Annotated in this window: 37 protein-coding genes; 36 read left to right on the top strand and 1 reads right to left on the bottom strand. The window is 52.1% G+C overall.

The window, feature by feature from the left end; all coding sequences use genetic code 11:
• The first annotated feature begins 422 nt into the window (after positions 1–422).
• Positions 423–3,749 (top strand): leucine-rich repeat domain-containing protein, encoded by a 3,327-nt coding sequence (locus PREDE_RS01140; protein ID WP_005844177.1) that lies wholly within the window; start codon positions 423–425, stop codon positions 3,747–3,749.
• 12 nt (positions 3,750–3,761) lie between these two features.
• Positions 3,762–3,959, top strand: coding sequence for a hypothetical protein (locus PREDE_RS01145; protein ID WP_005844175.1), 198 nt, complete (start codon positions 3,762–3,764; stop codon positions 3,957–3,959).
• A gap of 109 nt (positions 3,960–4,068) precedes the next feature.
• On the opposite strand, the gene PREDE_RS01150 is transcribed toward PREDE_RS01145, so the two are convergent.
• Positions 4,069–6,462 carry a beta-galactosidase gene (locus PREDE_RS01150; RefSeq protein WP_015298351.1) on the bottom strand — a complete coding sequence of 798 codons (2,394 nt, stop codon included), beginning with the start codon at positions 6,460–6,462 and terminating at the stop codon, positions 4,069–4,071.
• Between the two features lie 184 nt (positions 6,463–6,646).
• Between PREDE_RS01150 and PREDE_RS01155 the strand changes: the two genes are divergently transcribed.
• The 34 genes from PREDE_RS01155 to rpsM all read left to right on the top strand — a co-directional run bounded on the left by PREDE_RS01155 (position 6,647) and on the right by rpsM (position 26,240).
• On the top strand, positions 6,647–8,344 hold the full coding sequence (locus PREDE_RS01155) for an outer membrane protein assembly factor BamB family protein (RefSeq protein ID WP_005844170.1): 1,698 nt from the start codon (positions 6,647–6,649) through the stop codon (positions 8,342–8,344).
• Positions 8,292–8,966 carry a porin family protein gene (locus PREDE_RS01160; RefSeq protein ID WP_015298353.1) on the top strand — a complete coding sequence of 225 codons (675 nt, stop codon included), beginning with the start codon at positions 8,292–8,294 and terminating at the stop codon, positions 8,964–8,966. Before PREDE_RS01155 ends, PREDE_RS01160 begins: the two co-directional genes overlap by 53 nt.
• Before the next feature lie 227 nt (positions 8,967–9,193).
• Entirely contained in the window at positions 9,194–9,511 is a 318-nt protein-coding gene (locus PREDE_RS01165; protein ID WP_005844164.1) for a DUF3467 domain-containing protein, read from the top strand.
• Between the two features lie 138 nt (positions 9,512–9,649).
• Entirely contained in the window at positions 9,650–9,895 is a 246-nt protein-coding gene (locus PREDE_RS01170) for a hypothetical protein (protein WP_005844160.1), read from the top strand.
• On the top strand, positions 9,892–10,317 hold the full coding sequence (locus PREDE_RS01175; protein WP_005844158.1) for a type II toxin-antitoxin system VapC family toxin: 426 nt from the start codon (positions 9,892–9,894) through the stop codon (positions 10,315–10,317). Before PREDE_RS01170 ends, PREDE_RS01175 begins: the two co-directional genes overlap by 4 nt.
• Positions 10,318–10,554: 237 nt before the next feature.
• The gene (gene rpsL / locus PREDE_RS01180; protein ID WP_005844156.1) at positions 10,555–10,935 is read left to right on the top strand and encodes a 30S ribosomal protein S12; all 381 of its coding nucleotides are present in this window, start codon (positions 10,555–10,557) and stop codon (positions 10,933–10,935) included.
• A gap of 183 nt (positions 10,936–11,118) precedes the next feature.
• Positions 11,119–11,595, top strand: a complete 477-nt coding sequence (rpsG, locus tag PREDE_RS01185; protein ID WP_015298354.1) for a 30S ribosomal protein S7 — start codon at positions 11,119–11,121, stop codon at positions 11,593–11,595.
• Between the two features lie 28 nt (positions 11,596–11,623).
• Positions 11,624–13,729 (top strand): elongation factor G, encoded by a 2,106-nt coding sequence (fusA, locus tag PREDE_RS01190; protein WP_005844152.1) that lies wholly within the window; start codon positions 11,624–11,626, stop codon positions 13,727–13,729.
• A 96-nt stretch (positions 13,730–13,825) separates the two neighbouring features.
• Entirely contained in the window at positions 13,826–14,131 is a 306-nt protein-coding gene (rpsJ, locus tag PREDE_RS01195) for a 30S ribosomal protein S10 (RefSeq protein WP_005844150.1), read from the top strand.
• Positions 14,132–14,197: 66 nt separating this feature from the next.
• Positions 14,198–14,812, top strand: a complete 615-nt coding sequence (gene rplC / locus PREDE_RS01200) for a 50S ribosomal protein L3 (RefSeq protein WP_005844148.1) — start codon at positions 14,198–14,200, stop codon at positions 14,810–14,812.
• Positions 14,812–15,441: a 50S ribosomal protein L4 gene (gene rplD / locus PREDE_RS01205; RefSeq protein WP_005844146.1), complete on the top strand. Its 630-nt coding sequence runs from the start codon at positions 14,812–14,814 to the stop codon at positions 15,439–15,441. The genes rplC and rplD overlap by 1 nt, the downstream gene beginning before the upstream one ends.
• A gap of 19 nt (positions 15,442–15,460) precedes the next feature.
• The gene (gene rplW / locus PREDE_RS01210; protein ID WP_005844144.1) at positions 15,461–15,757 is read left to right on the top strand and encodes a 50S ribosomal protein L23; all 297 of its coding nucleotides are present in this window, start codon (positions 15,461–15,463) and stop codon (positions 15,755–15,757) included.
• Between the two features lie 2 nt (positions 15,758–15,759).
• Complete coding sequence (gene rplB, locus PREDE_RS01215; RefSeq protein ID WP_005844142.1) at positions 15,760–16,587, top strand: 50S ribosomal protein L2; 828 nt, start codon at positions 15,760–15,762, stop codon at positions 16,585–16,587.
• 24 nt (positions 16,588–16,611) lie between these two features.
• Entirely contained in the window at positions 16,612–16,881 is a 270-nt protein-coding gene (gene rpsS, locus PREDE_RS01220) for a 30S ribosomal protein S19 (RefSeq protein ID WP_005844140.1), read from the top strand.
• Positions 16,882–16,912: 31 nt separating this feature from the next.
• On the top strand, positions 16,913–17,317 hold the full coding sequence (gene rplV, locus PREDE_RS01225; RefSeq protein ID WP_005844138.1) for a 50S ribosomal protein L22: 405 nt from the start codon (positions 16,913–16,915) through the stop codon (positions 17,315–17,317).
• Positions 17,318–17,325: 8 nt separating this feature from the next.
• On the top strand, positions 17,326–18,051 hold the full coding sequence (rpsC, locus tag PREDE_RS01230; RefSeq protein ID WP_005844137.1) for a 30S ribosomal protein S3: 726 nt from the start codon (positions 17,326–17,328) through the stop codon (positions 18,049–18,051).
• A gap of 15 nt (positions 18,052–18,066) precedes the next feature.
• Complete coding sequence (gene rplP / locus PREDE_RS01235) at positions 18,067–18,495, top strand: 50S ribosomal protein L16 (protein ID WP_005844135.1); 429 nt, start codon at positions 18,067–18,069, stop codon at positions 18,493–18,495.
• Between the two features lie 2 nt (positions 18,496–18,497).
• Positions 18,498–18,692: a 50S ribosomal protein L29 gene (gene rpmC, locus PREDE_RS01240; protein ID WP_005844133.1), complete on the top strand. Its 195-nt coding sequence runs from the start codon at positions 18,498–18,500 to the stop codon at positions 18,690–18,692.
• Between the two features lie 11 nt (positions 18,693–18,703).
• Positions 18,704–18,961 (top strand): 30S ribosomal protein S17, encoded by a 258-nt coding sequence (gene rpsQ / locus PREDE_RS01245; RefSeq protein ID WP_015298355.1) that lies wholly within the window; start codon positions 18,704–18,706, stop codon positions 18,959–18,961.
• Positions 18,962–18,963: 2 nt separating this feature from the next.
• The gene (rplN, locus tag PREDE_RS01250) at positions 18,964–19,329 is read left to right on the top strand and encodes a 50S ribosomal protein L14 (protein WP_015298356.1); all 366 of its coding nucleotides are present in this window, start codon (positions 18,964–18,966) and stop codon (positions 19,327–19,329) included.
• Between the two features lie 19 nt (positions 19,330–19,348).
• On the top strand, positions 19,349–19,666 hold the full coding sequence (rplX, locus tag PREDE_RS01255; protein ID WP_005844127.1) for a 50S ribosomal protein L24: 318 nt from the start codon (positions 19,349–19,351) through the stop codon (positions 19,664–19,666).
• Positions 19,666–20,220, top strand: a complete 555-nt coding sequence (gene rplE / locus PREDE_RS01260; protein ID WP_005844125.1) for a 50S ribosomal protein L5 — start codon at positions 19,666–19,668, stop codon at positions 20,218–20,220. Before rplX ends, rplE begins: the two co-directional genes overlap by 1 nt.
• A 5-nt stretch (positions 20,221–20,225) precedes the next feature.
• Positions 20,226–20,528: a 30S ribosomal protein S14 gene (gene rpsN, locus PREDE_RS01265; protein WP_005844123.1), complete on the top strand. Its 303-nt coding sequence runs from the start codon at positions 20,226–20,228 to the stop codon at positions 20,526–20,528.
• Between the two features lie 164 nt (positions 20,529–20,692).
• Positions 20,693–21,088: a 30S ribosomal protein S8 gene (rpsH, locus tag PREDE_RS01270; RefSeq protein WP_005844121.1), complete on the top strand. Its 396-nt coding sequence runs from the start codon at positions 20,693–20,695 to the stop codon at positions 21,086–21,088.
• A 15-nt stretch (positions 21,089–21,103) separates the two neighbouring features.
• On the top strand, positions 21,104–21,676 hold the full coding sequence (gene rplF, locus PREDE_RS01275) for a 50S ribosomal protein L6 (RefSeq protein WP_015298357.1): 573 nt from the start codon (positions 21,104–21,106) through the stop codon (positions 21,674–21,676).
• A 21-nt stretch (positions 21,677–21,697) separates the two neighbouring features.
• Positions 21,698–22,042, top strand: a complete 345-nt coding sequence (rplR, locus tag PREDE_RS01280) for a 50S ribosomal protein L18 (protein WP_005844117.1) — start codon at positions 21,698–21,700, stop codon at positions 22,040–22,042.
• Between the two features lie 6 nt (positions 22,043–22,048).
• Positions 22,049–22,561, top strand: coding sequence for a 30S ribosomal protein S5 (rpsE, locus tag PREDE_RS01285; RefSeq protein ID WP_005844115.1), 513 nt, complete (start codon positions 22,049–22,051; stop codon positions 22,559–22,561).
• Positions 22,562–22,577: 16 nt separating this feature from the next.
• A complete protein-coding gene (rpmD, locus tag PREDE_RS01290) occupies positions 22,578–22,754 on the top strand; it encodes a 50S ribosomal protein L30 (protein ID WP_005844114.1) in 177 nt (58 codons plus the stop codon).
• Between the two features lie 27 nt (positions 22,755–22,781).
• Entirely contained in the window at positions 22,782–23,228 is a 447-nt protein-coding gene (rplO, locus tag PREDE_RS01295) for a 50S ribosomal protein L15 (RefSeq protein ID WP_015298359.1), read from the top strand.
• 2 nt (positions 23,229–23,230) lie between these two features.
• The gene (gene secY / locus PREDE_RS01300; RefSeq protein WP_005844110.1) at positions 23,231–24,571 is read left to right on the top strand and encodes a preprotein translocase subunit SecY; all 1,341 of its coding nucleotides are present in this window, start codon (positions 23,231–23,233) and stop codon (positions 24,569–24,571) included.
• A 15-nt stretch (positions 24,572–24,586) separates the two neighbouring features.
• Entirely contained in the window at positions 24,587–25,387 is an 801-nt protein-coding gene (gene map, locus PREDE_RS01305) for a type I methionyl aminopeptidase (RefSeq protein ID WP_015298360.1), read from the top strand.
• Positions 25,388–25,389: 2 nt separating this feature from the next.
• Positions 25,390–25,608: a translation initiation factor IF-1 gene (gene infA, locus PREDE_RS01310; protein WP_005844106.1), complete on the top strand. Its 219-nt coding sequence runs from the start codon at positions 25,390–25,392 to the stop codon at positions 25,606–25,608.
• 25 nt (positions 25,609–25,633) lie between these two features.
• Positions 25,634–25,750: a type B 50S ribosomal protein L36 gene (gene ykgO, locus PREDE_RS13360; protein ID WP_015298361.1), complete on the top strand. Its 117-nt coding sequence runs from the start codon at positions 25,634–25,636 to the stop codon at positions 25,748–25,750.
• A 109-nt stretch (positions 25,751–25,859) separates the two neighbouring features.
• Positions 25,860–26,240 carry a 30S ribosomal protein S13 gene (gene rpsM / locus PREDE_RS01315; protein ID WP_005844100.1) on the top strand — a complete coding sequence of 127 codons (381 nt, stop codon included), beginning with the start codon at positions 25,860–25,862 and terminating at the stop codon, positions 26,238–26,240.
• The last annotated feature ends 18 nt before the right edge of the window (positions 26,241–26,258 follow it).

The following is a 26,258-nucleotide window of genomic DNA, read 5'->3' on the forward strand; positions in this document are numbered from 1 at the left end:
TTAAATAGGGTTAAGCATAGTTAAAGCGATGTCCCTGCTTTGCCGTATGCGACTTTTTTCCTACTTTTGCACCCAAATTATCAATTATTCAAATCTGTAGTCAGTGTTAGTTAATATGAGACATCGGGCCCTTTTCCCTGTTGTGCAAAAATCTTTGAAAGGTTTTACACCTTTTAACGGTGAATGTTTGGCGGGTTCGGATATTTTCTTAACACACACACACACACACACACACACACACACAACTCTCTCTCAACTAGTCTTTCTGAGGCGCGGGCTTTCGTTGCACTTCTTAGGGCTTTCTTTGCGGTATTCTGAGCACCCACCAGTGTTCAGGAAGGGAATCGTTGTGTGTCGTTTGATGAAAATGTAGGAGCAATCAATCATAGAAACAAGTAATAATAATGTAAGTACAAAAAGAGATGAAACACACCAAACACTTTCTCTTGCTGTTGGTTTTCATGGCGACAGCGACATGCGCTTTCGCTCAGGCCGTGGGTTCCGGTTTCACAGTGAACGAAATCGTGTACACCATTACCAACAACGACTTGGTACACCACACGGACAACCGGGTGGCCGTCAGCTATATTGGCGGCTCGGGTGCCGTGACAGTTCCCTCAACGGTCAAGCATCCGCAGAGCGACGAAACCTACAAGGTTACGGAGTCGGTGGGCTGGACCGACTGTAGCAAGACCATTACCAGCCTGACCTTTTCGGAGGGCTACGAGAAGATGGGCAACGGCTGCTACCGCTTTGCCGACGGCGTGACCAAAGTGATCCTCCCGAAAAGCTTCAAGGAGATAGGACACAGCTGCTTTGAAAACTGCCCGGCATTTACGAGATATGAGGTGAAGAGCGGCAACAACGACTTTACCCACAACTCCAAGGGCTGGCTTCTTAGCAAGAACCAGAAGACGCTGGTGTCGTTCCCCTCGGGTATTGCGGGCGACGTGGACATCGACGAGGGCATCACCACACTTGCCACGACTGCTTTCAAGGTGTGCCGCAAGGTGAACAAGGTGAAGCTCCCTAAATCACTCACCACGATAGACGAATCGATGAATGCCTCGTTCTATGCCGTGGGAAGTAGCTTCGAGGTGCATTCCGGCAACCAGGCTTTTAAGGCTGTTAATGGCGTGCTCTGCTCAAGAGACGGGAAAAGGCTCATCGCTTTCCCGCCCCGCTATGACAAGAATAAGCTCTCGAACGGCAAGTACACCCTGCCAACTGCCGTCGAGCAAGTGGGAAGTCAGGCTTTCTGCCAGACCGAGGATTATCTCAAGACAGTGGATCTGATGAATGCCAAGACCATCAAGGAAGAAGCTTTCAACTGGACCAATGGCTTGGAATCGGTGCATATCGGCCGCCAAGTCAATAATATAGTGCCCGGTGCGTTCCTGTACTGCAGCAAGCTGGTGAAGTTTACAGTGTCTGGTAACAATGGCACCTACAGCGCGCAGGACGACATGATCTATTCCAAGAACAAAACGAAGCTTGTAGTCTGTCCTACGGGCAAGAGAGGAGAATATACCATTCATAATGGAACAGTCTCTGTAGAAAATAAGGCTTTCTATGGATCAAAACTCACGAAGATAACCTTTCCATCTTCCTTAAAGTCGGTGGGCAGAGAAAGTTTCCGCTTCAGTCAGATTGCTGCCATTGATTTCGGCACAAACCCTGGGCTTGAAACCATCATGAATTCGGCTTTCTCGGGGTCAAAACTCGCGGGCACCATCACCATTCCTGCCAGTGTAAAGGATATGCAAGGCCGTGTGTTCTACGACACGAAAATAGCCCACATTCGCATTGCCAGCAGCTCCAAGCTGGAGAAGATCGAACAGCTGGGCTTCGATGGGATGCCCGAACTGAAGACTTTTGTCTTCCAAGGCACCAACAGCGTGAAGAGTATCGGCGAGAATGCCTTTGCCGACGATCCCAAGTTGGAGAGTTTTGAGATTCCATCTGGCGTGACAGACATTTACAAAGGAGCTTTCGTGAACACGCCCGCCCTGAAGACCGTTACCTTTAAACAGCCTGCCAGCATCAAGGTTATCGGCGAGGGCGCATTCGGCAACAGCGGCATCACGGCCATCACGCTGCCCGCCAGTGTGACCACCATCAAGAAACAGGCTTTCGACAACTGCAAGGAGCTGCAGACAATCACTATTCCCAAGAATGTGACCAAGATTGAAACGGGTGCCTTCAACTTCACAGAGAAGATGAAAAAGTTCGAGGTGGATGCCGCCAACACCAAGTATTCTGCCGTGGACGGCATACTCTGTTCCAATAACAAGGACACGCTCGTGACCTTCCCTGCCGGCAAGGCCGACTCCAGATACACTTCGCTGCCTTATTTCAAGGCTATCGGACCGTATGCTTTCTACAGCAGCAAGAAAATCACCAACGTGACCATTCCGCGCAGTGTGACCGAGATCAAGACCCGTGCCTTTGCCCTGTGCGACAACCTGACGTCGCTCAGCTTCATGGGTACCGATAATGTGCCCACGCTCACGGCAGGTATTCTATTCAGTTCACCCGACCCCAAGAAAGTGACCATCTACGTGCGCAAGAAGTGGTATGAGGCTTCGCCCAACGAAGCTACGGTGCGCAATTACCGTAACACCTTCAAGGAGGTGCATCCCTCGTTTGTCAGTGCCAAGGGCTATGACCGCGGCGTGGAATTCTTCCCCACGTCGGACGGGGCCGTGGGTGTAGTGAGCTTCTATACGCCGCGTACCTCGGCCATCATCGGCACCCGCGCTACAGAGACGGCTTATAAAGATAAATTTGGCGTGCAATGGCCAACGAAGACCTACGAGGTGGCCGCCGTACTCGACCATGCTTTCGAGGCTTCGACCCCCAATGTGAAGATGATTACCGTGCTGGCCGACATCAACAACATCGGTCTGGATGCTTTTAAAGCCCCCACGCTGAAAGAACTCTACTTCGTGGGAGACGTGCCCGCCCCGCTGAGCTCCACCATTTATAACCTCCCGGCCAATTATCCGTTCAATAACAACGTCGACCTGAAAGTGTATGTCAAGCAGTCGAAGCTCCAAGACTATAAAACAGCATGGAACGTGAGCGGCCACACGCTGAGCTTGGGCTGGCAGATTCCGGCCAAGACACTGGGCAAGCGGGCCTCGGCCTGCTATCCGTTTGACGTAGTGTACAACACGGTTGCCGATCTGAAGCCCTACCTGACGTTGAAGCTGGACGAAAATCTGACGCAGAGTCACCTGCACGACGGCACGGCCTATGTGTGGTCGCGCAGCGTGGACGACTTTACAGTGCCCGCCTATCAGCCGGTGCTGTTGGTGAGCAAGGGCACCACCAGTGTGACCTCTTGGTGCCAGATGAAAGAGGTGCAAGACCATCCAGCCATCGACAAGACGGGTTACACCGATTACATGCTGGGTACCGTAGAAGATACGGAGCTGAAGAATGAGGGCGGCTACACGCTGTTCGGATTGTCCAAGTCGGGCGTGTTCAAAAAGGTTGCTACTGCCGGCAACCATGTGACGTGGTTCAAGGCCTATCTGAAGATAGCCAATTCGGCTATCCCGGCTGGTGCCAAGAGCATCGTTTTCCTGATGGAGGGCGAGAGTTTGCCCACGGGCATCGACGGGCCAACGACGGCCGAAGCAGCCGACGGCGACGCAGCTTATTACAACCTGAACGGTGCGCATGTGGAGCAGCCGCAGCGTGGCATCTACATTCGCAACGGCAGGAAAATAGTTATCAAGTAAACAAGTACAGACATGAAAAAGCAATATATACAGCCTCTGGCCGAGATAATCTGCGTGGATTATGAAGAGGGCGTGATGGATTGGGTGAGCACTCCCGTGACGGACGACGAGATTAGCGACGACGACTTCAACGCCAAGCGTGGCTCATTCGATCGTTGGGATGACGGTGGCTTCTTCCTCCCAGCCAACTATAATCCTTGGGAGGATTAGGAGTTACTTATAGAACATGACAAGGGCTGCACCCTGCGCGCCAAGCGCAGCCATGCAGCCCTTGTTGTTTTTGTAGTTGCCCCCTACAAGGCGGTAGGCTTGATACGGCTCAATACACAAACACCTTGATGTCCTTGGCGCTGCCCGGGGCACCCTGTTCGGCGCGGGGCAGATAGTCGAGGGCGGAAATGGTCTGCCGGCTGCCCAGGTCGATGACGAGCAGGTGGGGGAAGCCTGTGCCGGTCGTGGTCTGCCAGTAGGTGGACTCCTGTAGGTCGAAGACCTTGTCGCCCGTGTGGTTGCCCACCTCGTTCTCGCTGTCGGCATACTTCACGGTCCAGGGCTCGCGGCTGATGCGCTTGCCGGCCGCATCCTGCAGATAGAGCTCGGCAATGGCCGTGGCGTCCTTGCCGTCGTGGTTGCCCGCAATCTCGATGGCCAGCCAGCGGCCCGTGGCAGGCTTGTCAAACGTGACGGTCTGCCAGCCGTTGCCGCCCTTGGTGCTGCCGGCAAAGGCCGGAGTCCGGGAGTTCAAGTCGGGCCGGTCGCCGGGATTGTTGTGCTTGTTGCTCTTTTCCAGCTGCAGCTTGTCCAGTTCGGGATGGTCCTGTCCCCAGAGTGTAGGGTTGTCGGTGCCCACTACGTCGAGCACAATAATCTCGTTCCGGCCCTTGCGCAGCCAGCAGCCGGGGCAGTAGAGCGTCTGTTGCGGGCCGATGCGCCAGAAGCGGCCGAGGGCGTGGCCGTTGACATAGACCTGTCCCTTGCCGAAGTTTTCCATATTAATAAAGGTGTCGCCTACTTTCCGGAGGTTGAAAGTGCCGATGTGTACGCCGGGGTAGCTCGTGCCATGCTTCACGTCGGTGAAGAAGCCCATGTCATTATAGGGTAGGATGGAGCGGGCTGCGATAGTGTCGGGATCGTCGGGCACCAGGTCGATGGTCCAGTTCTTCAGGTCGTAGCTGAGCTCGTGCCCGTCGGCCTCGGTGCTGATGGTGACATTCTGGGTGATGCCTTTGTAGTCCTTGATGGCGCGCCCGAAGTTGATGCGCCCCATGGCCTCCACGAGGATGGTGAGCTTGTCGCCGGCTTTCACGGCGGGCAGCATGAGTGTCTTCTCATTCTTTACGCGGTCTATCTTGCCGATGTACTCGCGGTTGATGAATACTTGGGCAAAGTCGTGCGCATCGTTCAGCGTGAGCAGGCTGGGCTGCGGAACCTCGGGCAGGGTGGTGGAATAGAAAGCCGAGCCCCAGCCCATGCCCATCTCCTCGAAGCTCTTCACGTCGAGGCTCTTCACCGTGCGCGTGGCAAAGTGGCGCAGCGTCAGGGCTGGCTGGAGCGTCACCTTGGGGAAGCTCACCAAGGGCGCGGCGGCCTTGGGTACGGCGGGCAGCTTGCGGCCGTCGTTGTATTTCTCCATCGTCTTGCGCAACTCCCAGAATTTCGGCGTGGCCTGGCCGTACTCGTTGATGGGCGCGTCGTAATCGTAGGAGGTCACGTCGGGGGCGAAGCCCGGCGAATTGGCGCCGGCCCAGTGCCCGAACGAGGTTCCGCCGTGGGTCATATAGAGTGAAAAGGAGATGCCCTTGGACAGCATCTCATCGATGCCGGCCACCATGTCGCGGGCCGGACGCGTCTCGTGGCGTGCGCCCCACTTGTCGAACCAGCCGCTCCAGAACTCGGAGCACATCTTCGGAGCGTCGGGACGCAGCTCGCCGAGGCGTCGGAACTGGTCGTTGATGTTGGCGCCCGTGCCGAAGTTCATGGTCCACACCAGGTCGTCGAGGCCGTTGCGCGTGAAGTTGCTCGACCAGTCGCACTGGAACATGAGGGGAGAAGCAGCCTCTCCCCGGCCCTCACCGGTAGGGGAGAGAGACCAATAGCGGCGCAACACATCCCTTATCTGCGACACGTAGGCCTTGTCCTCACCATACGATCCGTATTCGTTTTCCACCTGTACCATGATGATGGGGCCGCCGCGCCGGATGGTGAGCGGGGCCAGTTGCTCGGCCACTTTCTGCTCGAACAGCTCCACGCGCTCCATGAAGTAGGGATCTTGCTCGCGCAGCCGGATGTCCTTCTTCTTCAGAAGCCACCAGGGCAGTCCGCCCATTTCCCACTCGGCACACACATAGGGGCCGGGTCGCACGATGACATACATGCCGTTCTGCTGGGCCAGCCGGCAGAAAGCGGCCACGTCGTTCTGCCCCGTGAAGTCGAACTGCCCCTCCCGCTGCTCGTGGATGTTCCAGAACACGTAGAGGCACAGGGTGTTCATGCCCAGGGCCTTGCACATCTTGATGCGCTGTTCCCAGTAGGGGCGGGGAATGCGGGGGTAGTGCACCTCGGCGGCCTTGACCACGAAAGGTTTGCCGTTGAGCAGGAATGTGCCCTTGCCAGTTGTGAAGTCGCCCGGGCGTGCAGCCGCCTGGACTGTGGCGGGACAGAACAGCAGGAGGGCCGACAAAGAGGCGGCCGATAGCCATTTGGTTAAATTCATACTTGTCTTGATTGTTGAATGAGCAATAAGTTGATGCCGCAAAGTTACGGAAAATATCCGCCAAACGCTTGGACGGAGCCGAAAAAGTTTATACTTTTGCAGCCAACCGTCCTGCCGGAAACGCTGCGGCGGGTCTGCCATGTGCGGACAGCGCGCGGCACCGGCAACCCTATTGACAAGCATCATGTACCCAAGAACAACAGCCTTGACCCTGCTGGCCGTCCTGACAGCCTTTGCGGCGGCGGCCCGCGCCACTGCCGCCGACACGCTGCGCAGCCTGGCCACACGCCCCGACGGCACTGCCGTGGAGGTTCCCTACACCGATTTTCGCAAGCCTTGCTACATGGTTTCGCCCTCGGCCGACGGCCGGAGGGCGTTGCTCTTCTTCCGCTACCCGTTGAGCAACGGGCAGTGGCAGCCCACGGGCGAGATGGGCCTCTACGACTTTGACAGCCGCAGCATGCTGTGGAGCCGCGGCTTCGACTACCGACTGCGCTCGGTGCCCGTGGGGGCGCAGGGCTATGAGCGCAGGCTCGTCTCCTCGGCCGGCGACTCCCGCCTTACAAGTCATGGCGTGCTCATGACCGACGGCCGGAAGTACACCATGCTCGACAGCGGCGACGGACAGACCGTGCGCTGGACGGCGAGAATCTTTCCCGTGGCCGTGGTCGACTCGCTCGACCTCATGCTGGGCTACGCTTCGAGCTCGTCGTCCAAGCTGCGGGCCGTGCGGCTAAGCACGGGCGAACAGCTCTGGGAACGCAAGGTGTCCCACGCCACCAACTGGGGATGGGACGACTGCCAGACGGTGAACGACACGATGATGCTCGTCGTGGCCGACGACGTGAACTTCATCAACCCGCTCACGGGCAGCGTGCGCGTGTGCGAGGCACGCACCGGATACATCCGCACGGGCAACATGTTGCTCAAGGGTTTGGTGGCCGGACTGGCCGGTGGAGTGGTGTGCGGCCTGACGGGCGGGGTCTACTGTGGCTACGTGCCCTATGTCAATGCGGACGTGATGTCGCACACCTGTTCCAACGTGTACCGGCGGGGGCAGCGCTATTATGTGTCCGACCGCCGCCGCCTGCGCTGTCTCGACGCCTCAGCCCGCGAGCTGTGGAGCTATGAGTTCCCGCCCAAGACGGTGGGTGCGGCCGAGATTACGGGCCGCGGCGACACCATCATGATGGTCAACTACGGGTTTGCCCTGGCCGGCGGCACCCTGATGAAGCCGTGCGGACGGCCGTTCATGGCCTCGTTCCGGGCCGATACAGGCGAGCCGCTGGGCATCACCTGGCTGTCGATGGACAAGGACATGGTGGTGGGATCGGCCCTCACCCGCGACGGGGCTTTCCTGATGTTCAACGACGGACTGGCCTTTCAGCAGTCCGCCGACTCCGTGGTGCACATCCGGCCTTGGAACGTGGAGGCCTACGGCGAACTGGTGAACATGCCCAACGACACCCTCTACACTTTCCGCCGGAACGACGAACGGCTCACGCCGCTCCACTACGACGACAACCGCTGCATCGTGGTGACGGCCAAAGGCAAACTGCTCGTGGTGGACCGTCAGCTGCAGATAACCGACGACTATCTGGCCCGCAACGTCTACCGGCAGCGGTGCCGCGTGGACGACGTGGTGGTGGTGTCGGCGGAGGACGACAGGGGCAACAGCGACTTCTGGCTCGTCCATGCCGACGGCAGGGCCATTGCCCACGTGGACGTGCCCGTGCAGTCGATGTATCTGCAAGGCCAGACGCTCTACGTGCTCTCCGGCACGGGGCTCTGGCGGCTCCCGTTGAACCAACTGAAAACCATCGAGAAACATGAGGAAAATACTGTTGACAGCCAGTCTGTTGCTGGCTGTGCTCTGCGCTGACGCCCAGCGCGTGTTCGACAGGGCGGAGCGTCCTTCGGGTTATTCCTGGCGTGAGGAGGCCCTCGACTATCTGGAGCCCGGCGTGCACGTCTATGTTCGCGGCGGCCTCGCCGTGGCCAGTCTGATGGGCAAGGAACGCACGGAGTCGGGCTCCCTTGCCGGCGCCATGGCCGAGGTGGGCCTGGAAATTCCTTTCCGCCGCAGCCTCTTCGGCTTGCAGCCCGCCCTGCGTTATGTCATGAAGGGCGGTAAGGTGCCATGGGACGACGGCGACCCCAACAACACCACAGCCCGGATGAACTATGTGGAAGTGCCGCTGAACGTGTACATGCACCTGCCTTTCAACGAGCGTCATGCCCTCAAGCTGGCCATGGGGCCCTATGTGGGCGTGGGTGTGGGCGGCGAGGTGACCCACGAGGGGCGGTCGTACCGGTCGTTCGGTTCCGACTATTGCTTTCGCCGTTGCGACGTGGGGGTGGGATTGGAGGCGACCTATGAGTACCGCCGTTTCCAGGCCACGCTGGGCGCGGAGTCGGGCTTTGTACCCATTCTGACGGCCGATGGCGACCGCTCGTGGCCCCGCCCCACGGCGTTCTATCTGAACGTGGGCTGGCGATTGTAGGTTTACCGCCCTGCGTTTGCGGCTTTTTCGCGGTGCGATGACGGTGTAATCGCGCGGCGTTTACGGCGTAACGGCCATGCCGTTGCGCCGTTGTCGCAGGGGCGCCAACCTGTCATGGCGGTGTCCGCACGCAAAAAGCGAGGGCAAAATTTGGCCGGGACGAATCTTTTCCCTACCTTTGCAGATACAACAATATTATTAAACCTTTATAACAAACTTATTGAATTATGGCAGAAGAAAACATTAACCAGCAGGTAAAAATAGAGTTGAAACCCGAGGTGGCCCAGGGCGAATACAGCAACCTGGCCATGATTAACCACTCGTCCAGCGAGTTCGTGATCGACTTTGCCCACATGCTTCCCATCGCTCCTCCCCAGATTTTCAGCCGTGTCATCATGGCACCCGAGCACACCAAGCGTCTGCTCTTCGCCCTGCAGGAGAACATTGGCCGCTACGAAAAGGAGTTCGGCGAAATCAAACTCCCCCAGGCTCCCCAGATGCCCCAGGGCGATACCATCGCGCCTTTCGGCACGGGGAACGCTTGATAGGGACAGAAAAACAAAATATAACGAAATGCCGCAACATTTGTTGCGGCATTTTCTTATTCTCCTGTCCTAAACTTGCAGGAATGAATAAAAAGTTCTATATTTGCAAACAGCTTATATAATAATAGGAGGAAAGACATGACGGCTTTGGAAATGAAGAGTTCGCTTTTGCAGACCATCAGTGAAATAGACGACGCGGAGCTGATTCGGAAAATCAGTGCTTACGTGAATCGCAGCATGGGGATGCTTGGCAGGAGTGGCATATCTCGTAAAGATCTCGTAGTTGATCCTGAAGTTATGTCGGCTGTGATTGGTGTGAAGGGCGGGCCCGACCTGAATGAACAGGAAGCATACAGACGTTATATAGTGGAGAAATACCAATGAAAAGGGTGTTTCTGGATACGAATGTGCTGATAGACTACTTGGCACATCGTGAGCCATTCTTTGAAGAGGCTGCCATTATCGTAAGTTTGGCAAAGCATAAAAAGATAAGGTTGTATGTCGCCTCCATGTCTTTTGCCGCAGCAAGCTATATTCTTGAGAAGCATTATAATAATGATCTTTCCATTGTCAAGCGCGTTATACTAAAGTTTATGGGCTGGTGTCGTGCTGTTGTGATTGATGAACGCACGATAGAAGAAGCCTTAGCATCATCATTTAGCGACTTTGAAGATGGTATGCAGTACGTGTCGGCCAAACGTTGTAAAGCTGATGTAATAGTCAGCCGAAATACCAAAGATTTTGTTTTTTCGGAGATTCCATGTGTTGAGCCACATCAGTTTTTGGAGATTTGCTTGGTGAACTGAAGTAAGATTTCGGGGCTGCATAATCTGTAATAAGTTAGAACGATAGTTAAAAATCCAAAATTCACATCCCGTGGACACTTTTTGTTCTCTTGTTAAGTAGGCATTTTGCGATAATCTTTGTACCTTTGCACCCCGAAACGGTTTATTGTACCCGCGTGGTACAGGGGGTTGTCGGAGCCCCATCCGTAAGACGTTGATTACGAATAAAATAAATATATAATTTAAAAAAGTAAAATTATGCCTACTATTCAACAATTAGTACGTAAGGGCAGAAGGGTGCTTGAAGACAAGAGCAAGTCGCCGGCTTTGGACGGATGTCCCCAGCGCCGTGGCGTTTGTGTCCGTGTTTACACCACCACCCCGAAGAAGCCTAACTCGGCAATGCGTAAGGTTGCCCGTGTTCGTTTGACCAATCAGAAGGAAGTGAACTCCTACATTCCCGGAGAGGGACACAACCTGCAGGAGCACTCCATCGTGCTGGTGCGTGGCGGTCGCGTGAAAGACCTTCCCGGTGTGCGCTATCACATCGTGCGTGGCACGCTGGATACTGCCGGTGTGGCCAACCGCACACAGCGCCGTTCAAAGTACGGGGCCAAGCGGCCGAAAGCCAAGAAGTAAGAATCAACGCCGAGAGCCGAGGGCCGAGAGCAATGCTCAAGGCCAAGGGCTCAAGGCCTATTTTTAGGAAATCCGATTTATTTTTGTTTTGCTGGAGAAGTTAGACCAGGTTGAGTAAATGCCCAGGTGTGGACGTTGAAGAACAGAAATGACAGCCCCAAGCAGAATATATTTATTATAATCATGAGAAAAGCAAAACCCAAGAAGCGTGTGGTCCTTCCGGATCCCGTGTTCAATGACCGGAAGGTCTCCAAGTTCGTTAATCATCTGATGTATGATGGCAAGAAGAATGTTTCGTACGAAATCTTCTACAAGGCCCTTGACATTGTGAAGGACAAGACTGCCAAGGAAGAGAAGGCTCCGCTGGAGGTATGGAAGCAGGCCCTTGACAACATCACTCCGCAGGTGGAGGTGAAGAGTCGCCGTATCGGTGGCGCCACGTTCCAGGTGCCGACCGAGATTCGTCCCGACCGCAAGGAGAGCGTGTCGATGAAGAATATGATCGCTTTCGCCCGCAAGCGGGGTGGCAAGAGCATGGCCGACAAACTGGCGGCCGAGATTGTGGATGCCTACAACAACCAGGGCGGTGCTTTCAAGCGTAAGGAGGACATGCACCGCATGGCAGAGGCTAACCGCGCATTCGCTCACTTCAGGTTCTAACTAACAACACACAAAGGATAATAAGAAAATGGCAAATCGCGATTTACATTTGACTCGCAACATCGGTATTATGGCTCATATTGATGCCGGTAAGACAACGACTTCTGAGCGTATCCTGTTCTATACGGGCAAGACGCACAAGATTGGCGAGGTACACGATGGTGCAGCCACAATGGACTGGATGGCCCAAGAGCAGGAGCGTGGCATCACAATCACGTCTGCTGCAACAACCTGCAACTGGAACTGGAACGGCCACTCATATAAGATTAACCTGATCGACACTCCGGGACACGTGGACTTCACGGCCGAGGTGGAGCGTTCGCTGCGTGTGCTCGACGGTGCCGTGGCCACTTATTCTGCTGCTGACGGCGTGCAGCCCCAGAGTGAGACGGTGTGGCGCCAGGCCGACAAGTACAACGTGCCGCGTATCGGCTACGTGAACAAGATGGACCGTTCGGGCGCCGACTTCTTCGAGACCGTTCGCCAGATGAAGGAAATTCTGGGTGCCAATCCTATCGCCGTCCAGATTCCTATCGGTGCGGAGGAGAACTTCAAGGGTGTTGTTGACCTGATTAAAATGAAAGCCATCCTGTGGCACGACGAGACCATGGGTGCCGAATACAGCGTGGAAGATATTCCCGCCGACTTGACCGACGAGGCCGAGGAGTGGCGTGAGAAGTTGCTCGACGGTGCTGCCAACTTCGACGACGACCTGATGGAGAAGTATCTGGAAGCCCCCGAGGCCATCACCGAGGAGGAGCTGATTGCCGCCATCCGCAAGGGTTGCGTGGCCATGGAGTGCTGCCCTGTGCTGCTCGGTTCTTCCTATAAGAACAAGGGCGTGCAGCCCCTGCTCGACTATGTCTGCGCTTTCCTGCCCTCTCCCTTGGACACGCCGAACATCGTGGGTACCAACCCCTCGACCGACGAGGAGGAAGATCGCAAGCCGGACGAGGCTGAGCCCACGGCCGCTCTTGCGTTCAAGATTGCCACCGACCCGTTCATGGGCCGTCTGGTTTACTTCCGCGTCTATTCCGGCAAGGTGGTTGCCGGCTCTTATGTCTACAATCCCCGCACGAGCAAGCGCGAGCGCATCAGCCGCCTGTTCCAGATGAACTCTCATCAGGAGATTCCCATGGAGAGCATTGATGCCGGCGACATCGGCGCAGGCGTAGGCTTCAAGGACATCCGCACCGGCGATACCCTCTGCGATGAGAACCATCCCATCGTGCTGGAGTCCATGACTTTTCCCGACACTGTGATTTCTATTGCCGTGGAGCCGAAGAGCCAGGCCGACGTGGCCAAGCTGGACAACGGTCTGGCCAAACTGGCCGAAGAGGATCCGACTTTCACCGTGCATACCGACGAGCAGAGTGGCCAGACCATTATCTCGGGTATGGGTGAACTTCACCTTGACATCATTATCGATCGTCTGAAGCGTGAGTTCAAGGTGGAATGCAACCAGGGCAAACCCCAGGTGAACTATAAGGAAGCCATCACCAAGACGGTTGAAGGCTGGCGTGAGGTTTACAAGAAGCAGTCGGGTGGCCGTGGTAAGTTTGCTGATATCATTGTCAATGTGGGTCCGAAGGACGAGGACTACACTGAGGGTGACCTGCAGTTCGTCAACGAGGTGAAAGGTGGAAACGTGCCCAAGGAGTTCATCCCTGCTGTTCAGAAAGGCTTCACCGACTGCCTGAAGAACGGTGTGCTCGGTGGCTTCCCCATGACAGGTATGAAAGTGACCCTCGTGGACGGCAGCTTCCACCCCGTGGACTCAGACCAGCTCTCGTTCGAGCTCGCAGCCCACGCTGCTTTCAAGAACGTTTGTCCGAAAGCTGCTCCTGTGCTCATGGAGCCTATCATGAAGGTAGAGGTGGTGACACCCGAGGAGAATATGGGTGACGTAATTGGCGACCTGAACAAGCGTCGCGGTATGGTACAGGGCATGGACGAGGCTCGTAGCGGTGCACGCATCGTGAAAGCTATGGTTCCCTTGGCAGAGATGTTCGGTTACGTGACGGCTCTGCGTACCATAACTTCCGGCCGTGCCACCAGCTCGATGGAGTATGACCATCACGCCCCGCTGTCCCAGAATCTGGCCGATGCCGTTCTTGAGGAGCTGAAGAAGTAAACAGGAAGATAGGAAAGGTGCTGCTTAGCGAACGACTCTTAAGCAGCATACCTTTCTTATTATATATACGACAACAATCAAACAAAAGTAAAAGACATGAGTCAGAAAATTCGTATCAAGCTGAAAAGCTATGACCACCAGCTGGTGGACAAGTCGGCAGAGCAGATTGTGAAGGCAGTGAAGGCTACGGATGCTATCGTGAGCGGTCCCATCCCCTTGCCCACCCACAAGCGCATCTACACCGTCAACCGTTCTACATTCGTCAACAAGAAGTCGCGCGAGCAGTTCCAGCTCTCGGACTACAAGCGCCTTATCGACATCTACAGTGCTACGGGCAAGACTGTGGACGCACTGATGAAGCTCGAGTTGCCCTCTGGCGTTGAGGTGGAGATCAAGGTGTAACACTCTGCCACGACATCTGAAAGTTCAAAGATAATAAAGAATTATATATATTAAACATTTATTGAAATGCCAGGATTAATTGGAAGAAAAATCGGAATGACATCCGTTTTCAGTGCCGACGGTAAGAATACACCGTGCACTGTTATCGAAGCTGGTCCTTGTGTTGTTACTCAGGTAAAGACCGTTGAGAAAGACGGCTACAAAGCTGTACAGTTGGCTTACGGCGAGGCTAAGGAGAATAGAACCAACAAGCCTATGGCCGGAATCTTCAAGAAGGCAGGTACAACACCAAAAAAGCACTTGGCCGAGTTCAAGTTTGATGAGGAATATAACCTCGGTGACACCATCACGGTGGAGCTGTTCAACGGCACAGAGTATGTGGACGTTGTCGGCACCTCCAAGGGTAAAGGTTTCCAGGGCGTTGTCAAGCGTCATGGTTTCGGCGGTGTAGGCCAGAGCACCCACGGTCAGGACGACCGCGCACGCAAGCCGGGTGCAATCGGTGCCTGCTCTTACCCTGCAAAGGTCTTCAAGGGCATGCGCATGGGTGGCCAGATGGGAGGCGACCGTGTAACCACACAGAACCTCAAGGTATTAAAGGTAATTCCGGAGCAGAACCTCCTGATTGTGAAAGGTTCTTTCGCCGGTTGCAATGGTTCAACTGTTTTAATTGAGAAGTAATGGAAGTTAGCGTTTTAAATATCAACGGTCAAGAGACCGGAAGAAAGGTAACTCTGAATGATGCTATCTTTGGGATTGAGCCTAACGATCACGTTCTTTATCTGGATGTAAAGCAGTATCTTGCCGACCAGCGTCAGGGCACTGCCAAGGCAAAGGAAAGAAGTGAGCACAGCGGTTCTACCCGGAAGCTTGGCCGCCAGAAAGGCGGTGGCGGTGCACGTCGTGGTGACATCAAGTCGCCGGTGCTCGTGGGTGGTGGTCGCGCATTTGGCCCCAAGCCCCGCGACTATCGTTTCAAATTGAACAAGAAAGTAAAGATTCTTGCTCGCAAATCCGCACTGTCTTACAAGGCTCAGGACAACGCCATCATTGTGGTGGAGGACTTTGATCTCCAGGCTCCGAAGACTAAAGATTTTGTAAATATCACTAAAAATCTTAAAGTCGAGGGTAAGAAGACACTCGTTGTTTTGCCGGGTATAAATAAAAATGTATATTTGTCCGCTCGTAATATCCAGAAGGCAGAGGTGATGACGGCCAGCGCGCTGAATACGTACAAAGTTTTGAACGCTGACGTGCTGGTTGTAGCCGAGAGTTCTTTGAAGACAATCGACAGCATCTTAAACAAGTAATTAGAGTAGAATTAGAATTATGGCATTTATCATCAAACCCCTGGTCACTGAGAAGATGACCAAGATTACAGACAAACAACCGAACCGTTACGGCTTTGTTGTCCGCCCAGAAGCTAACAAGCTCCAGATTAAGAAAGAGGTCGAGGGTCTGTATCATGTTACAGTCGTTGATGTGAACACGCTTCGCTATGCCGGCAAGCGCTCCAGCCGCTATACCAAGGCAGGTCTTGTGAAAGGCCAGAAGAACGCGTTCAAGAAGGCTATCGTCACCTTGAAAGATGGTGAGACAATTGATTTTTACAGCAATATAGATTAAAAATGGCAGTACGTAAATTCAGCCCGGTCACCCCGGGACAAAGACACAAGGTTATTGGCACGTTCGAGGAGATTACTGCATCCGTGCCAGAAAAGTCTCTCGTTTACGGTAAACGTTCTACCGGTGGTCGAAACAACACCGGTAAGATGACTGTCCGCTACATCGGCGGTGGTCACAAGAGGAAGTTTCGTCTGATCGACTTCAAACGAGAGAAAGATGGTGTTCCTGCTGTAGTAAAGACAATCGAGTATGACCCTAACCGGTCTGCTCGTATTGCCCTCTTATTCTATGCAGATGGTGAGAAACGTTACATTATTGCTCCTAACGGACTGAAGGTGGGCGCAACACTGATGTCGGGTGCTGAGGCAGCACCCGAGGTCGGTAATGCTCTCCCGTTGGCCAACATCCCCGTGGGTACCGTGATTCACAACATCGAATTGCGTCCCGGACAAGGTGCTCTGCTCGTTCGTTCGGCTGGTAACTTTGCTCAGTTAACTTCACGTGATGGTGCTTATTGTGTGATTAAGCTCCCTTCAGGAGAGACTCGCCAGATTCTCTCTGCCTGCAAGGCTACCGTTGGTAGTGTCGGCAACTCTGACCACGCTCTGGAACAGTCTGGTAAGGCTGGACGTTCCCGTTGGCTGGGCCGTCGTCCTCACAACCGCGGTGTCGTTATGAACCCTGTCGATCACCCCATGGGTGGTGGTGAAGGCCGTCAGTCAGGTGGTCACCCGCGTTCGCGCAAGGGCTTGTATGCAAAGGGTCTCAAGACACGTGCACCTAAGAAGCTCTCTAACAAGTATATCATTGAAAGAGCTAACAAGAAGTAACCAAGTTAATTAGAGTAGAAGATTATGAGTCGTTCACTTAAAAAGGGTCCTTATATCAACGTATCACTCGAAAAGAAGATTCTCGCCATGAACGAGAGTGGAAAGAAGAGTGTTGTGAAGACTTGGGCCAGAGCATCAATGATTTCCCCGGATTTCGTGGGTCATACTGTTGCAGTTCATAACGGAAACAAATTTATCCCTGTATACATTACCGAGAACATGGTGGGTCACAAGCTCGGAGAGTTCTCTCCGACCCGTCGTTTCGGCGGCCACTCCGGCAATAACAAGAAGTAAGGGGACAAAACCATTTTAAATTAGAATAATAATGGGAGCAAGAAAACATAATGCGGCTGAAAAGATGAAAGAAGCCCGCAAGAATCTGTACTTCGCCAAACTGAAGGGTGTCCCCTCTTCCCCACGTAAGATGCGCTATGTCGTAGACTTGATTCGTGGCCTTGAGGTGAACCGTGCCCTCGCAGTACTGAAGTTCTCCAAGAAAAAGGCAGCTGCCGACGTTGAGAAGCTGCTGCGCTCGGCCATTGCCAACTGGGAGGTTAAGAATGACCGCAAGGCAGAGGATGGAGAACTCTTTATAAGCAAAGTCTTCGTTGACGAAGGCGTCACAATGAAACGTATGAGACCGGCTCCTCAGGGCCGTGGTTACAGAATCCGCAAGCGTTCAAACCACGTGACTTTGTTTGTTGATGCCAAAACTAACGATGAAAAATAAGAAATAGAATGGGACAGAAAGTAAATCCAATAAGCAACCGTCTTGGTATTATCCGTGGTTGGGATTCAAATTGGTTCGGTGGCAAGAGCTTCGGAGAGAACCTCGTGGAGGATCGTGAAATCCGCAAGTATCTGAACAAGCGTCTGGAGAAAGCCAGCGTTTCGCGCATTGTCATCGAGCGTACTCTGAAACTCGTCACCATCACTATTTGCACAGCCCGTCCGGGGATCGTCATTGGTAAAGGTGGTCAGGATGTAGACAAACTGAAAGAGGAGCTGAAGAAACTCTACAAGAAAGATATTCAGATTAATATCTTCGAGGTGAAGAAGCCTGAACTTGATGCTACGATCGTTGGCAAGAACGTTGCCAGTCAGATTGAGCACATGATGGCTTATCGCCGTGCAATCAAAATGGCTGTCCAGAACACTATGCGTGCTGGTGCTGAGGGTATTAAGATTCAGATCTCCGGCCGTCTGAACGGTGCGGAAATTGCTCGTAAGGAAATGTACAAGGAGGGTCGTACTCCGTTGCATACATTCCGTGCAGACGTCGACTTCTGCCAGACAGAGGCTCTGACCAAGGTGGGACTTCTGGGCATCAAGGTATGGATTTGCCGAGGTGAGGTTTACGGCAAGCGTGACCTCGCTCCTAACTTCTCGCAGGAGAAGCAGGGCGGCAGTCGTAGCAATGGTCGCCAGGGCCGCGGTGGTCGTAGAAGAAGTAATAACCGTTAAAAGTAAGAAGCTACAATGTTACAGCCAAAAAGAGTAAAATATAGAAGACCTCAAGACGGACGTGGCAATAAGGGCAACGCCCATAGGGGTACACAGCTGGCTTTCGGATCATTCGGTATCAAGACCCTTGAAGCCAAATGGATCGACAGCCGTCAGATTGAGGCAGCACGTGTCGCTGTCAACCGTTATATGAACCGTGAAGGTCAGGTCTGGATTCGCATCTTCCCGGACAAGCCCATCACCCGCAAGCCTGCCGATGTCCGAATGGGTAAGGGTAAGGGTGATCCCGCTGGATGGGTTGCACCGGTTACTCCGGGACGTATCCTCTTTGAAGTAGAGGGTGTGAGCTTTGATATTGCCAAGGAGGCCCTTCGCCTCGCTGCGCAGAAGCTCCCAGTGAAGACCAAGTTTGTGGTAAGACGTGATTACGATAAAAATGCTTAATTATGAAGAGTAAAGAATTGAAAGAACTCGCCGACAAGGACTTGCGCGAGAAGCTGGAGCAGACAGTGGAAGCTCTGAACAATATGAAGCTCAACCACCAGGTCACTCCGCTTGAGAATCCTATGCAGATTAGGGCTACCCGTCGTGATATCGCGCGCATGAAGACAGAACTTCGTCAGAGAGAACTTGGAAAATAATAATGGTCCAGATGGAAACAAGAAATTTAAGAAAGGTAAGACAGGGTGTTGTTGTCAGTGACAAGATGGATAAAACCATTGTTATTGCAAGCAAGTTCAAGGAGATGCACCCTATTTATGGTAAGTTTGTCCAGAAGACAAAGAAGTACCATGCTCATGACGAGAAGAATGAGGCTCACGTAGGTGATACCGTTCAGATTATGGAGACTCGTCCTCTGTCCAAGACGAAGAGATGGAGATTAGTACAAATCGTAGAAAAGGCTAAGTAATTATGATACAGGCATTATCTAAACTTACAGTTTGTGATAACAGCGGAGCACGTGAGGCTATGTGCATCCGGGTACTTGGTGGTACCGGCCGCCGTTATGCTAGTGTTGGTGACGTGATTGTTGTTGCAGTCAGAAATGTCATTCCATCCAGTGATTTGAAGAAGGGTGCAGTATCTAAGGCTTTGGTTGTACGCACCAAGAAAGAGATCCGTCGTCAGGACGGTTCCTACATCCGTTTCGACGACAACGCCTGTGTGTTGCTTAACAATGCCGGTGAGCTCCGTGGTAGCCGTATTTTTGGTCCTGTGGCTCGCGAGTTGCGTGCTGTGAACATGAAAGTCGTTTCCTTGGCACCTGAGGTCCTTTAATCATTAAACATTTAAAGTAATGAGTAAGTTACATATAAAGAAAGACGATACCGTAATTGTGCTTGCTGGTGCAGACAAGGGCAAAAGCGGTAAAGTGCTCAAGGTGCTGGTTGCTGAGAACCGCGCTATCGTCGAAGGAGTCAATGTGGTTTCAAAGAGCGCAAAGCCTTCTGCCAAGCATCCTCAGGGAGGTATTGTGAAGATGGAGGCTCCTATTCACATCTCGAATTTGAGTCTGATCGATCCCAAGAGCGGCAAGGCAACTCGTATTGCCATCAAGCGCGAGGGTAAGAAGATTATTCGTATTGCTAAAAAGTCAGGGGAGGAGATTAAATAATGGATACAGCACAGTTAAAGAAACAATATAACGAGCAGATTGCCCCTGCTTTGAAAGAGCAGTTCAACTATACTTCGTCAATGCAGGTTCCTGTTTTGCAGAAGATCGTGATCAATCAGGGTCTTGGCGATGCTACTCAGGACAAGAAGATTGTTGATGTAGCCGTGAACGAGATTTCTGCCATTACCGGACAGAAAGCCGTAGCCACATTCTCCAAAAAGGATATTGCCAACTTCAAGCTTCGTAAGAAGATGCCGATTGGCGTGATGGTTACACTGCGCCGTGAGCGCATGTATGAGTTCCTCGAAAAACTCGTGCGTGTGGCTTTGCCCCGTATCCGCGATTTCAAGGGTATCAACAGCAAGTTTGACGGCCGTGGCAACTATACGCTCGGTGTGACGGAGCAGATTATTTTCCCAGAAATTAACATCGACCAAGTGGATCGCATTCAGGGTATGAACATCACTTTCGTGACCTCTGCAAAGACTGACGAAGAAGGCTATGCTCTTCTCAAGGCTTTCGGACTTCCTTTCAAGAACGCTAAAAACGATTAAGAGATATGGCAAAAGAATCAATGAAAGCTCGCGAGGTAAAACGTGCGAAACTTGTTGCTCGTTACGCTGAGAAGCGCGCAGCTCTGAAGAAGATTATCGCTACTGCACAGGATCCTGCCGAGGCTTACGAGGCTGCCCGCAAGTTGCAGGTTATCCCCAAGAACGCCAACCCTATTCGTCTGCACAACCGCTGCAAGATAACGGGTCGTCCTAAGGGTTACATCCGTCAGTTCGGTATTTCCCGTATCCAGTTCCGTGAGATGGCCTCTCAAGGTCTTATTCCGGGCGTGAAGAAAGCCAGCTGGTAATAGGAAGTGTGAACGTGGTTATAGTGAATAGTGGCTGGTGACAGTTAACTTGGCTGCAAGGGCCATATACCGTTTCGTCGAGCACTTTTCACTATCTCCTATCACCGTCCAACGATTTTTTAATATTGTCGGGGTAGTCCCGATTAATTAAACTTTTATATTTTATGACAGATCCAATAGCAGATTATCTGACAAGACTCAGAAACGCAATCATGGCTCATCACCGTGTGGTAGAGGTTCCTGCGTCTAACTTGAAGAAGTCGATTACAAAGATTCTCTTTGAGAAAGGTTACATTCTGAACTACAAGTTCATTGAGGATGGTCCTCAGGGAACAATCAAGGTTGCCTTGAAGTATGATCCCGAAACCAAGCAAAACGCTATCAAGAATTTGAAGCGTGTGTCTACACCAGGTCTCCGCCGTTACACTGGTTACAAGGACATGCCGAGAGTTATTAATGGACTGGGTATCGCCATCTTATCCACGTCCCAGGGTGTGATGACCAACAAGGAGGCTGCTGACTTGAAGATCGGCGGCGAAGTTCTTTGCTACATTTATTAATTGGAGGATTTGAGCATGTCAAGAATAGGAAAATTGCCAATTAGTATTCCGTCAGGTGTTACTGTAAACTTTGACGAGAAGACCAATGTTGTTACAGTAAAGGGCCCTAAGGGTGAACTTTCACAGTATATCAATCCTTCTATCAAGTTGAATCGCCAGGATGCCGAACTCATTCTCGAAATAGATGAGAACAGTCCTGTTGAAACCAAGCAGAAGCAGGCTTTCCATGGCCTTTATCGTTCGTTGGTCAATAACATGGTTGTTGGCGTGAGCGAAGGCTATACCAAGACGCTTGAGCTTGTCGGTGTCGGTTATCGTGTTTCCAACCAAGGCAATCTCCTTGAGCTTTCGCTGGGTTATACACATCCGATCTTCCTTGAGCTTCCGAGCGAGGTAAAAGTGGAGACCAAGTCTGAGAGAAACCAGAACCCTATCATTACACTGGAGAGTGCAGACAAGCAGTTGCTGGGTCTCATTTGTGCTAAGATTCGTTCTTTCCGTAAGCCTGAGCCTTACAAGGGTAAGGGTATCCTGTTTAAGGGCGAGGTTATTCGCAGAAAGTCTGGTAAGACCGCTGCAGCGAAGTAATTTTAATTAGGATTTACGATTATGACAACAAAGAAAGTAGAAAGACGAATTAAGATAAAGTTCCGCATTCGCAAGAGTGTGAATGGAACGGCTGAGCGTCCCCGTCTCAGTGTATTCCGCTCTAACAAGCAGATTTACGCTCAGATTATCAACGATAAAGAAGGCCGGACACTTGCCGCAGCTTCCTCACTTGGTCTTGAGAAGATGCCTAAGATTCAGCAGGCAGAGAAAGTTGGCGAGCTCGTTGCAGAGAAAGCCAAGGCTGCTGGTGTGGAGTCTGTAGTGTTCGACCGCAACGGTTACCTCTATCATGGCCGCGTTCAGGCTTTGGCTGATGCGGCTCGTAAAGGTGGTCTCAAATTTTAAACATTTATGGCAATGAATAAAGTAAAAGTAAATAGTGACGCTGAATTAAAGGATCGCTTGGTTGCCATCAACCGCGTAACTAAGGTTACCAAGGGTGGTCGTACATTCACATTCGCTGCCATCATTGTTGTTGGTGACGGCAAGGGCGTAATCGGTTATGGCCTGGGAAAGGCCGGCGAGGTTACAGCAGCCATTGCCAAGGGTACGGAGGCTGCCAAGAAGAATCTGGTGAAGGTTCCTGTGCTCAAGGGTACTATTCCCCACGAAGTAGAAGTAAAATTCGGTGGAGCTCGGGTTTTGCTGAAGCCGGCAGCAGCAGGTACAGGCCTGAAAGCTGGTGGTGCCATGCGTGCCGTGCTGGAGAGTGCCGGTGTTTCTGACGTGATTGCCAAGTCCAAGGGCTCTTCCAATGCCCACAACTTGGTAAAGGCCACTATCGCCGCCTTGTCTGAGATGCGTGATGCTTATCAGATTGCTGGTGAGCGCGGTATTTCTATGGATAAAGTATTTAACGGTTAATTAGGAGATACACAACATGGCAACAATTAAAGTTAAGCAGATTAAGAGCCGTATCGGTGCTCCCGTAGACCAGAAGAGAACACTTCTTTCTCTGGGCCTCCGCAAGATCTCCCAGGTTGTTGAGGTTGAAGACACTCCGAGCATCCAGGGCATGATTCGCAAGGTTCACCACCTGGTTGAGGTAGTTAAGTAATAATTCTTTTTAAATTCAGACGTAATCATGAAATTAAATAATTTGAAGCCAGCAAAGGGTTCTACACATTCTCGTCGTCGCATTGGTCGTGGTCCGGGTTCAGGTCTGGGCGGCACTTCTACTCGTGGTCACAAGGGTGCCAAGGCTCGCTCTGGTTATAAGCGCAAGATTGGCTTCGAGGGTGGTCAGATGCCACTGCAGCGTCGTGTTCCGAAGGCTGGTTTCAAGAATATTAACCATAAGGAGTATTTCGCTGTCAATCTGTCTACGTTGCAGAAGCTGGCTGAGGAAAAGAACTTTACCAAGATTGGAATTGCCGAACTCGTTGCTGCTGGCCTGACCAATGGCAAGGAGTTGGTGAAGATTCTTGGTAACGGCGAGCTTAAAGCTAAGGTCGAAGTGGAAGCTCATGCTTTCTCCAAGACAGCAGAAGAGGCAATTAAAGCTGTTGGTGGTAACGCAACAATAATCTAACAATGAAAAAGTTTATTGAGACACTAAAGAACTGTTGGAAGGTCGAGGACTTGCGTCAGCGTCTCCTCGTCACTCTTCTGTTTACGGCTATCTATCGCTTTGGGTCGTTCGTGGTTTTGCCAGGTATAGATCCGGCCAAGCTTGATCAGCTTCAGTCGCAGACCGCCGGTGGCTTGATGTCACTGTTGGACATGTTCTCTGGTGGAGCTTTTTCCAATGCGTCAATCTTTGCGCTTGGAATTATGCCTTACATCTCAGCTTCCATTGTTATGCAGCTGCTTGCCGTTGCTGTACCTTATTTTCAGAAGATGCAGCGTGAAGGCGAAAGTGGTCATAAACGAATCCAATGGTACACTCGAGTCCTGACAGTAGCCATTCTGCTGTTTCAGGCTCCGAGTTACCTGATCAACCTGAAGATGCAGGCCACTTCTGCACTGGCCAGCGGCATCTCTTGGAGTGTGTTCATGATTCCGGCCACAATCATCCTTGCAGCAGGCAGTATGTTCATTCTTTGGCTGGGTGAGCGTATCACGGACAAGGGAGTAGGGAATGGTATCTCATTAATCATCATGTTGGGTATTATTGCCCGCTTGCCTCAGGCATTCGTGCAGGAGGTAAGTTCCAGGTTCACCGCCATTTCTGGTGGTGGACTTGTGATGTTTATCGCTGAGATTCTCATTCTTTATGCAGTTGTTTGTGCATCAATTCTCTTGGTGCAAGGAACGCGCAAGGTACCTGTGCAGTATGCCAAGCGGCTGGTCGGCAACAAGCAGTACGGAGGTGCACGCCAGTACATCCCCCTCAAGCTTTTTGCAGCCAACGTCATGCCTATCATCTTTGCTCAAGCACTGATGTTCATTCCCCTGCTTATCGTTCAGTTCCAAAGTGATGGCGCGTCTTGGTGGGTTCATGACATGATGGACAACCGTAGCTTGCTCTACAACGTTGTTTATGTCATTCTCATCATAGCATTTACGTACTTCTATACGGCTATTACACTGAATCCTCAGCAGATGGCTGAAGACATGAAGCGTAATAATGGTTTCATCCCTGGTGTCAAGCCTGGTCATGATACCGCCGAGTACATCGACACCGTGATGTCCCGCATCACGTTGCCTGGTTCGCTCTTTATTGCCTTCATCGCCGTGATGCCGGCTTTTGCCGGACTGCTCGATGTCCAGACTGCTTTCTCGCAGTTCTTTGGCGGCACCTCGCTGCTGATTACTGTAGGTGTGGTCATTGACACGCTCCAGCAGATAGAAAGCTACTTGCTCATGCGCCACTATGATGGCTTGCTGAACTCTGGTCACACTCGCAATAGCGGAACTGTAAGCGCTTACTAATTTCGTCTTTTGGAAATGAAGATATTTCTGAAGACAGAGGATGAAATCGAGCTCATGCGCAAGGCCAACCAACTTGTTGGTGCAACCCTTGCAGAGGTGGGCAGACATATCAAATCAGGTGTAACGACCCTCCAGTTGGATCAGATTGCGGAGGAGTTCATTCGCGACCACGGTGCCACACCAACGTTCAAGAACTTCCCCAATCTTTACGGAGGACCTTTTCCCGGCTCTATCTGTACCTCGGTCAACCATGTCGTCGTACATGGCATACCGAGTGCAGATGCCGTTCTGAAGGAAGGCGACATCATATCTGTGGATTGTGGTGCACTTCTGGATGGTTTCAATGGTGACAGTTGCTACACTTTCTGTGTGGGCAAGGTCAGTGAGGAGGTGAGGCATCTTCTCAAGACAACCAAGGAAAGTCTGTATAGAGCCATTGAACAGGCACTGCCGGGAAAGCACATTGGCGATATAAGTGCAGCGGTGCAGGACTATTGCGAAGCCCAGGGGTATGGGGTTGTCCGCGAGTTGACCGGCCATGGAATAGGCCGAGAAATGCATGAGGATCCTCCTGTTCCCAACTATGGCTCCCGCGGGCAGGGGACTATGCTCAAGTCTGGAATGTGCATCGCTATCGAGCCTATGATAACCATGGGCGACCGGCGTATATGGATGTTGCCAGACAAATGGAGCATTGTCACCCGCGACGGCAAGCCGGCTGCGCATTTCGAGCACACCATCGCCATACGAAAGGGTGGGGCAGAGATTTTATCAACGTTTGAAGAAATAGAACATCAAGAAAGAGTTATTTATTAAATATGTCAAAGCAGTCTGCAATTGAACAAGACGGAACGGTTATCGAGAGTCTCTCTAATGCCATGTTCCGCGTTGAACTCGAGAATGGAGTACAGATTATTGCAAACATTTCTGGAAAGATGCGTTTGCATTACATCAAGATTCTTCCTGGCGACAAGGTAAAAGTGGCCATGAGCCCCTACGATCTCACAAAGGGCAGAATTGAATTCAGATACAAATAACCAATCAATTAGATATCTTTCAGATATGAAGACAAGAGCATCATTAAAGAAGCGTACAGCCGACTGCCAGATCGTTCGTCGTAAGGGTCGTCTGTTCGTCATCAACAAGAAGAACCCCAAATTTAAATTGCGCCAGGGTTAATGTTAAAAAACAGCAATTGATTCAAATTGCCCGTTTTAATTTGTATCTTTGCATGCTTTTTAGCACATTTAACGCATTTAATCATTAAATTCATTTATTCAATCAACAAATGGCAATAAGAATTGTTGGAGTAGATTTGCCCCAGAATAAGCGTGGCGAAATCGCATTGACTTATGTTTATGGCATAGGTCGAAGTAGTTCAGCAAAGATATTGGATAAAGCCGGCGTGAGCCGTGACCTGAAGGTCAGCGAGTGGTCTGACGACCAGGCAGCTAAGATCCGCGAAATTATCGGTGCTGAATTCAAAGTAGAAGGTGATCTTCGTTCAGAGATCCAGATGAATATCAAGCGCCTGATGGATATTGGTTGCTATCGTGGTGTACGTCATCGTAATGGTCTTCCGGTTCGCGGTCAGAGTACTAAGAATAATGCTCGTACCCGTAAGGGAAAGAAGAAGACTGTTGCTAACAAGAAGAAAGCTACTAAGTAATTTAGAGGAGGAAATTAA

The organism is Prevotella dentalis DSM 3688 (genome assembly GCF_000242335.1).
Lineage (GTDB): Bacteria > Bacteroidota > Bacteroidia > Bacteroidales > Bacteroidaceae > Prevotella > Prevotella seregens.

Coding starts and splice junctions, on each gene's coding strand:
- rpsJ (WP_005844150.1), top strand. CDS start 13,826: ATGAGTCAGAAAATTCGTATCAAGCTGAAAAGCTATGACCACCAGCTG.
- rpsQ (WP_015298355.1), top strand. CDS start 18,704: ATGGAAACAAGAAATTTAAGAAAGGTAAGACAGGGTGTTGTTGTCAGT.
- rpsC (WP_005844137.1), top strand. CDS start 17,326: ATGGGACAGAAAGTAAATCCAATAAGCAACCGTCTTGGTATTATCCGT.
- PREDE_RS01170 (WP_005844160.1), top strand. CDS start 9,650: ATGACGGCTTTGGAAATGAAGAGTTCGCTTTTGCAGACCATCAGTGAA.
- secY (WP_005844110.1), top strand. CDS start 23,231: ATGAAAAAGTTTATTGAGACACTAAAGAACTGTTGGAAGGTCGAGGAC.
- rplB (WP_005844142.1), top strand. CDS start 15,760: ATGGCAGTACGTAAATTCAGCCCGGTCACCCCGGGACAAAGACACAAG.
- PREDE_RS01140 (WP_005844177.1), top strand. CDS start 423: ATGAAACACACCAAACACTTTCTCTTGCTGTTGGTTTTCATGGCGACA.
- PREDE_RS01150 (WP_015298351.1), bottom strand. CDS start 6,462: ATGAATTTAACCAAATGGCTATCGGCCGCCTCTTTGTCGGCCCTCCTG.
- rpsM (WP_005844100.1), top strand. CDS start 25,860: ATGGCAATAAGAATTGTTGGAGTAGATTTGCCCCAGAATAAGCGTGGC.
- rpsL (WP_005844156.1), top strand. CDS start 10,555: ATGCCTACTATTCAACAATTAGTACGTAAGGGCAGAAGGGTGCTTGAA.
- rplR (WP_005844117.1), top strand. CDS start 21,698: ATGACAACAAAGAAAGTAGAAAGACGAATTAAGATAAAGTTCCGCATT.
- rplN (WP_015298356.1), top strand. CDS start 18,964: ATGATACAGGCATTATCTAAACTTACAGTTTGTGATAACAGCGGAGCA.
- rplD (WP_005844146.1), top strand. CDS start 14,812: ATGGAAGTTAGCGTTTTAAATATCAACGGTCAAGAGACCGGAAGAAAG.
- rplX (WP_005844127.1), top strand. CDS start 19,349: ATGAGTAAGTTACATATAAAGAAAGACGATACCGTAATTGTGCTTGCT.
- rplP (WP_005844135.1), top strand. CDS start 18,067: ATGTTACAGCCAAAAAGAGTAAAATATAGAAGACCTCAAGACGGACGT.
- rplW (WP_005844144.1), top strand. CDS start 15,461: ATGGCATTTATCATCAAACCCCTGGTCACTGAGAAGATGACCAAGATT.
- rpsH (WP_005844121.1), top strand. CDS start 20,693: ATGACAGATCCAATAGCAGATTATCTGACAAGACTCAGAAACGCAATC.
- rpsG (WP_015298354.1), top strand. CDS start 11,119: ATGAGAAAAGCAAAACCCAAGAAGCGTGTGGTCCTTCCGGATCCCGTG.
- PREDE_RS01155 (WP_005844170.1), top strand. CDS start 6,647: ATGTACCCAAGAACAACAGCCTTGACCCTGCTGGCCGTCCTGACAGCC.
- rpsE (WP_005844115.1), top strand. CDS start 22,049: ATGGCAATGAATAAAGTAAAAGTAAATAGTGACGCTGAATTAAAGGAT.
- rplC (WP_005844148.1), top strand. CDS start 14,198: ATGCCAGGATTAATTGGAAGAAAAATCGGAATGACATCCGTTTTCAGT.
- rpmC (WP_005844133.1), top strand. CDS start 18,498: ATGAAGAGTAAAGAATTGAAAGAACTCGCCGACAAGGACTTGCGCGAG.
- rplE (WP_005844125.1), top strand. CDS start 19,666: ATGGATACAGCACAGTTAAAGAAACAATATAACGAGCAGATTGCCCCT.
- rpsS (WP_005844140.1), top strand. CDS start 16,612: ATGAGTCGTTCACTTAAAAAGGGTCCTTATATCAACGTATCACTCGAA.
- PREDE_RS01160 (WP_015298353.1), top strand. CDS start 8,292: ATGAGGAAAATACTGTTGACAGCCAGTCTGTTGCTGGCTGTGCTCTGC.
- map (WP_015298360.1), top strand. CDS start 24,587: ATGAAGATATTTCTGAAGACAGAGGATGAAATCGAGCTCATGCGCAAG.
- PREDE_RS01175 (WP_005844158.1), top strand. CDS start 9,892: ATGAAAAGGGTGTTTCTGGATACGAATGTGCTGATAGACTACTTGGCA.
- infA (WP_005844106.1), top strand. CDS start 25,390: ATGTCAAAGCAGTCTGCAATTGAACAAGACGGAACGGTTATCGAGAGT.
- ykgO (WP_015298361.1), top strand. CDS start 25,634: ATGAAGACAAGAGCATCATTAAAGAAGCGTACAGCCGACTGCCAGATC.
- PREDE_RS01145 (WP_005844175.1), top strand. CDS start 3,762: ATGAAAAAGCAATATATACAGCCTCTGGCCGAGATAATCTGCGTGGAT.
- rplV (WP_005844138.1), top strand. CDS start 16,913: ATGGGAGCAAGAAAACATAATGCGGCTGAAAAGATGAAAGAAGCCCGC.
- rplF (WP_015298357.1), top strand. CDS start 21,104: ATGTCAAGAATAGGAAAATTGCCAATTAGTATTCCGTCAGGTGTTACT.
- rpmD (WP_005844114.1), top strand. CDS start 22,578: ATGGCAACAATTAAAGTTAAGCAGATTAAGAGCCGTATCGGTGCTCCC.
- rplO (WP_015298359.1), top strand. CDS start 22,782: ATGAAATTAAATAATTTGAAGCCAGCAAAGGGTTCTACACATTCTCGT.
- fusA (WP_005844152.1), top strand. CDS start 11,624: ATGGCAAATCGCGATTTACATTTGACTCGCAACATCGGTATTATGGCT.
- rpsN (WP_005844123.1), top strand. CDS start 20,226: ATGGCAAAAGAATCAATGAAAGCTCGCGAGGTAAAACGTGCGAAACTT.
- PREDE_RS01165 (WP_005844164.1), top strand. CDS start 9,194: ATGGCAGAAGAAAACATTAACCAGCAGGTAAAAATAGAGTTGAAACCC.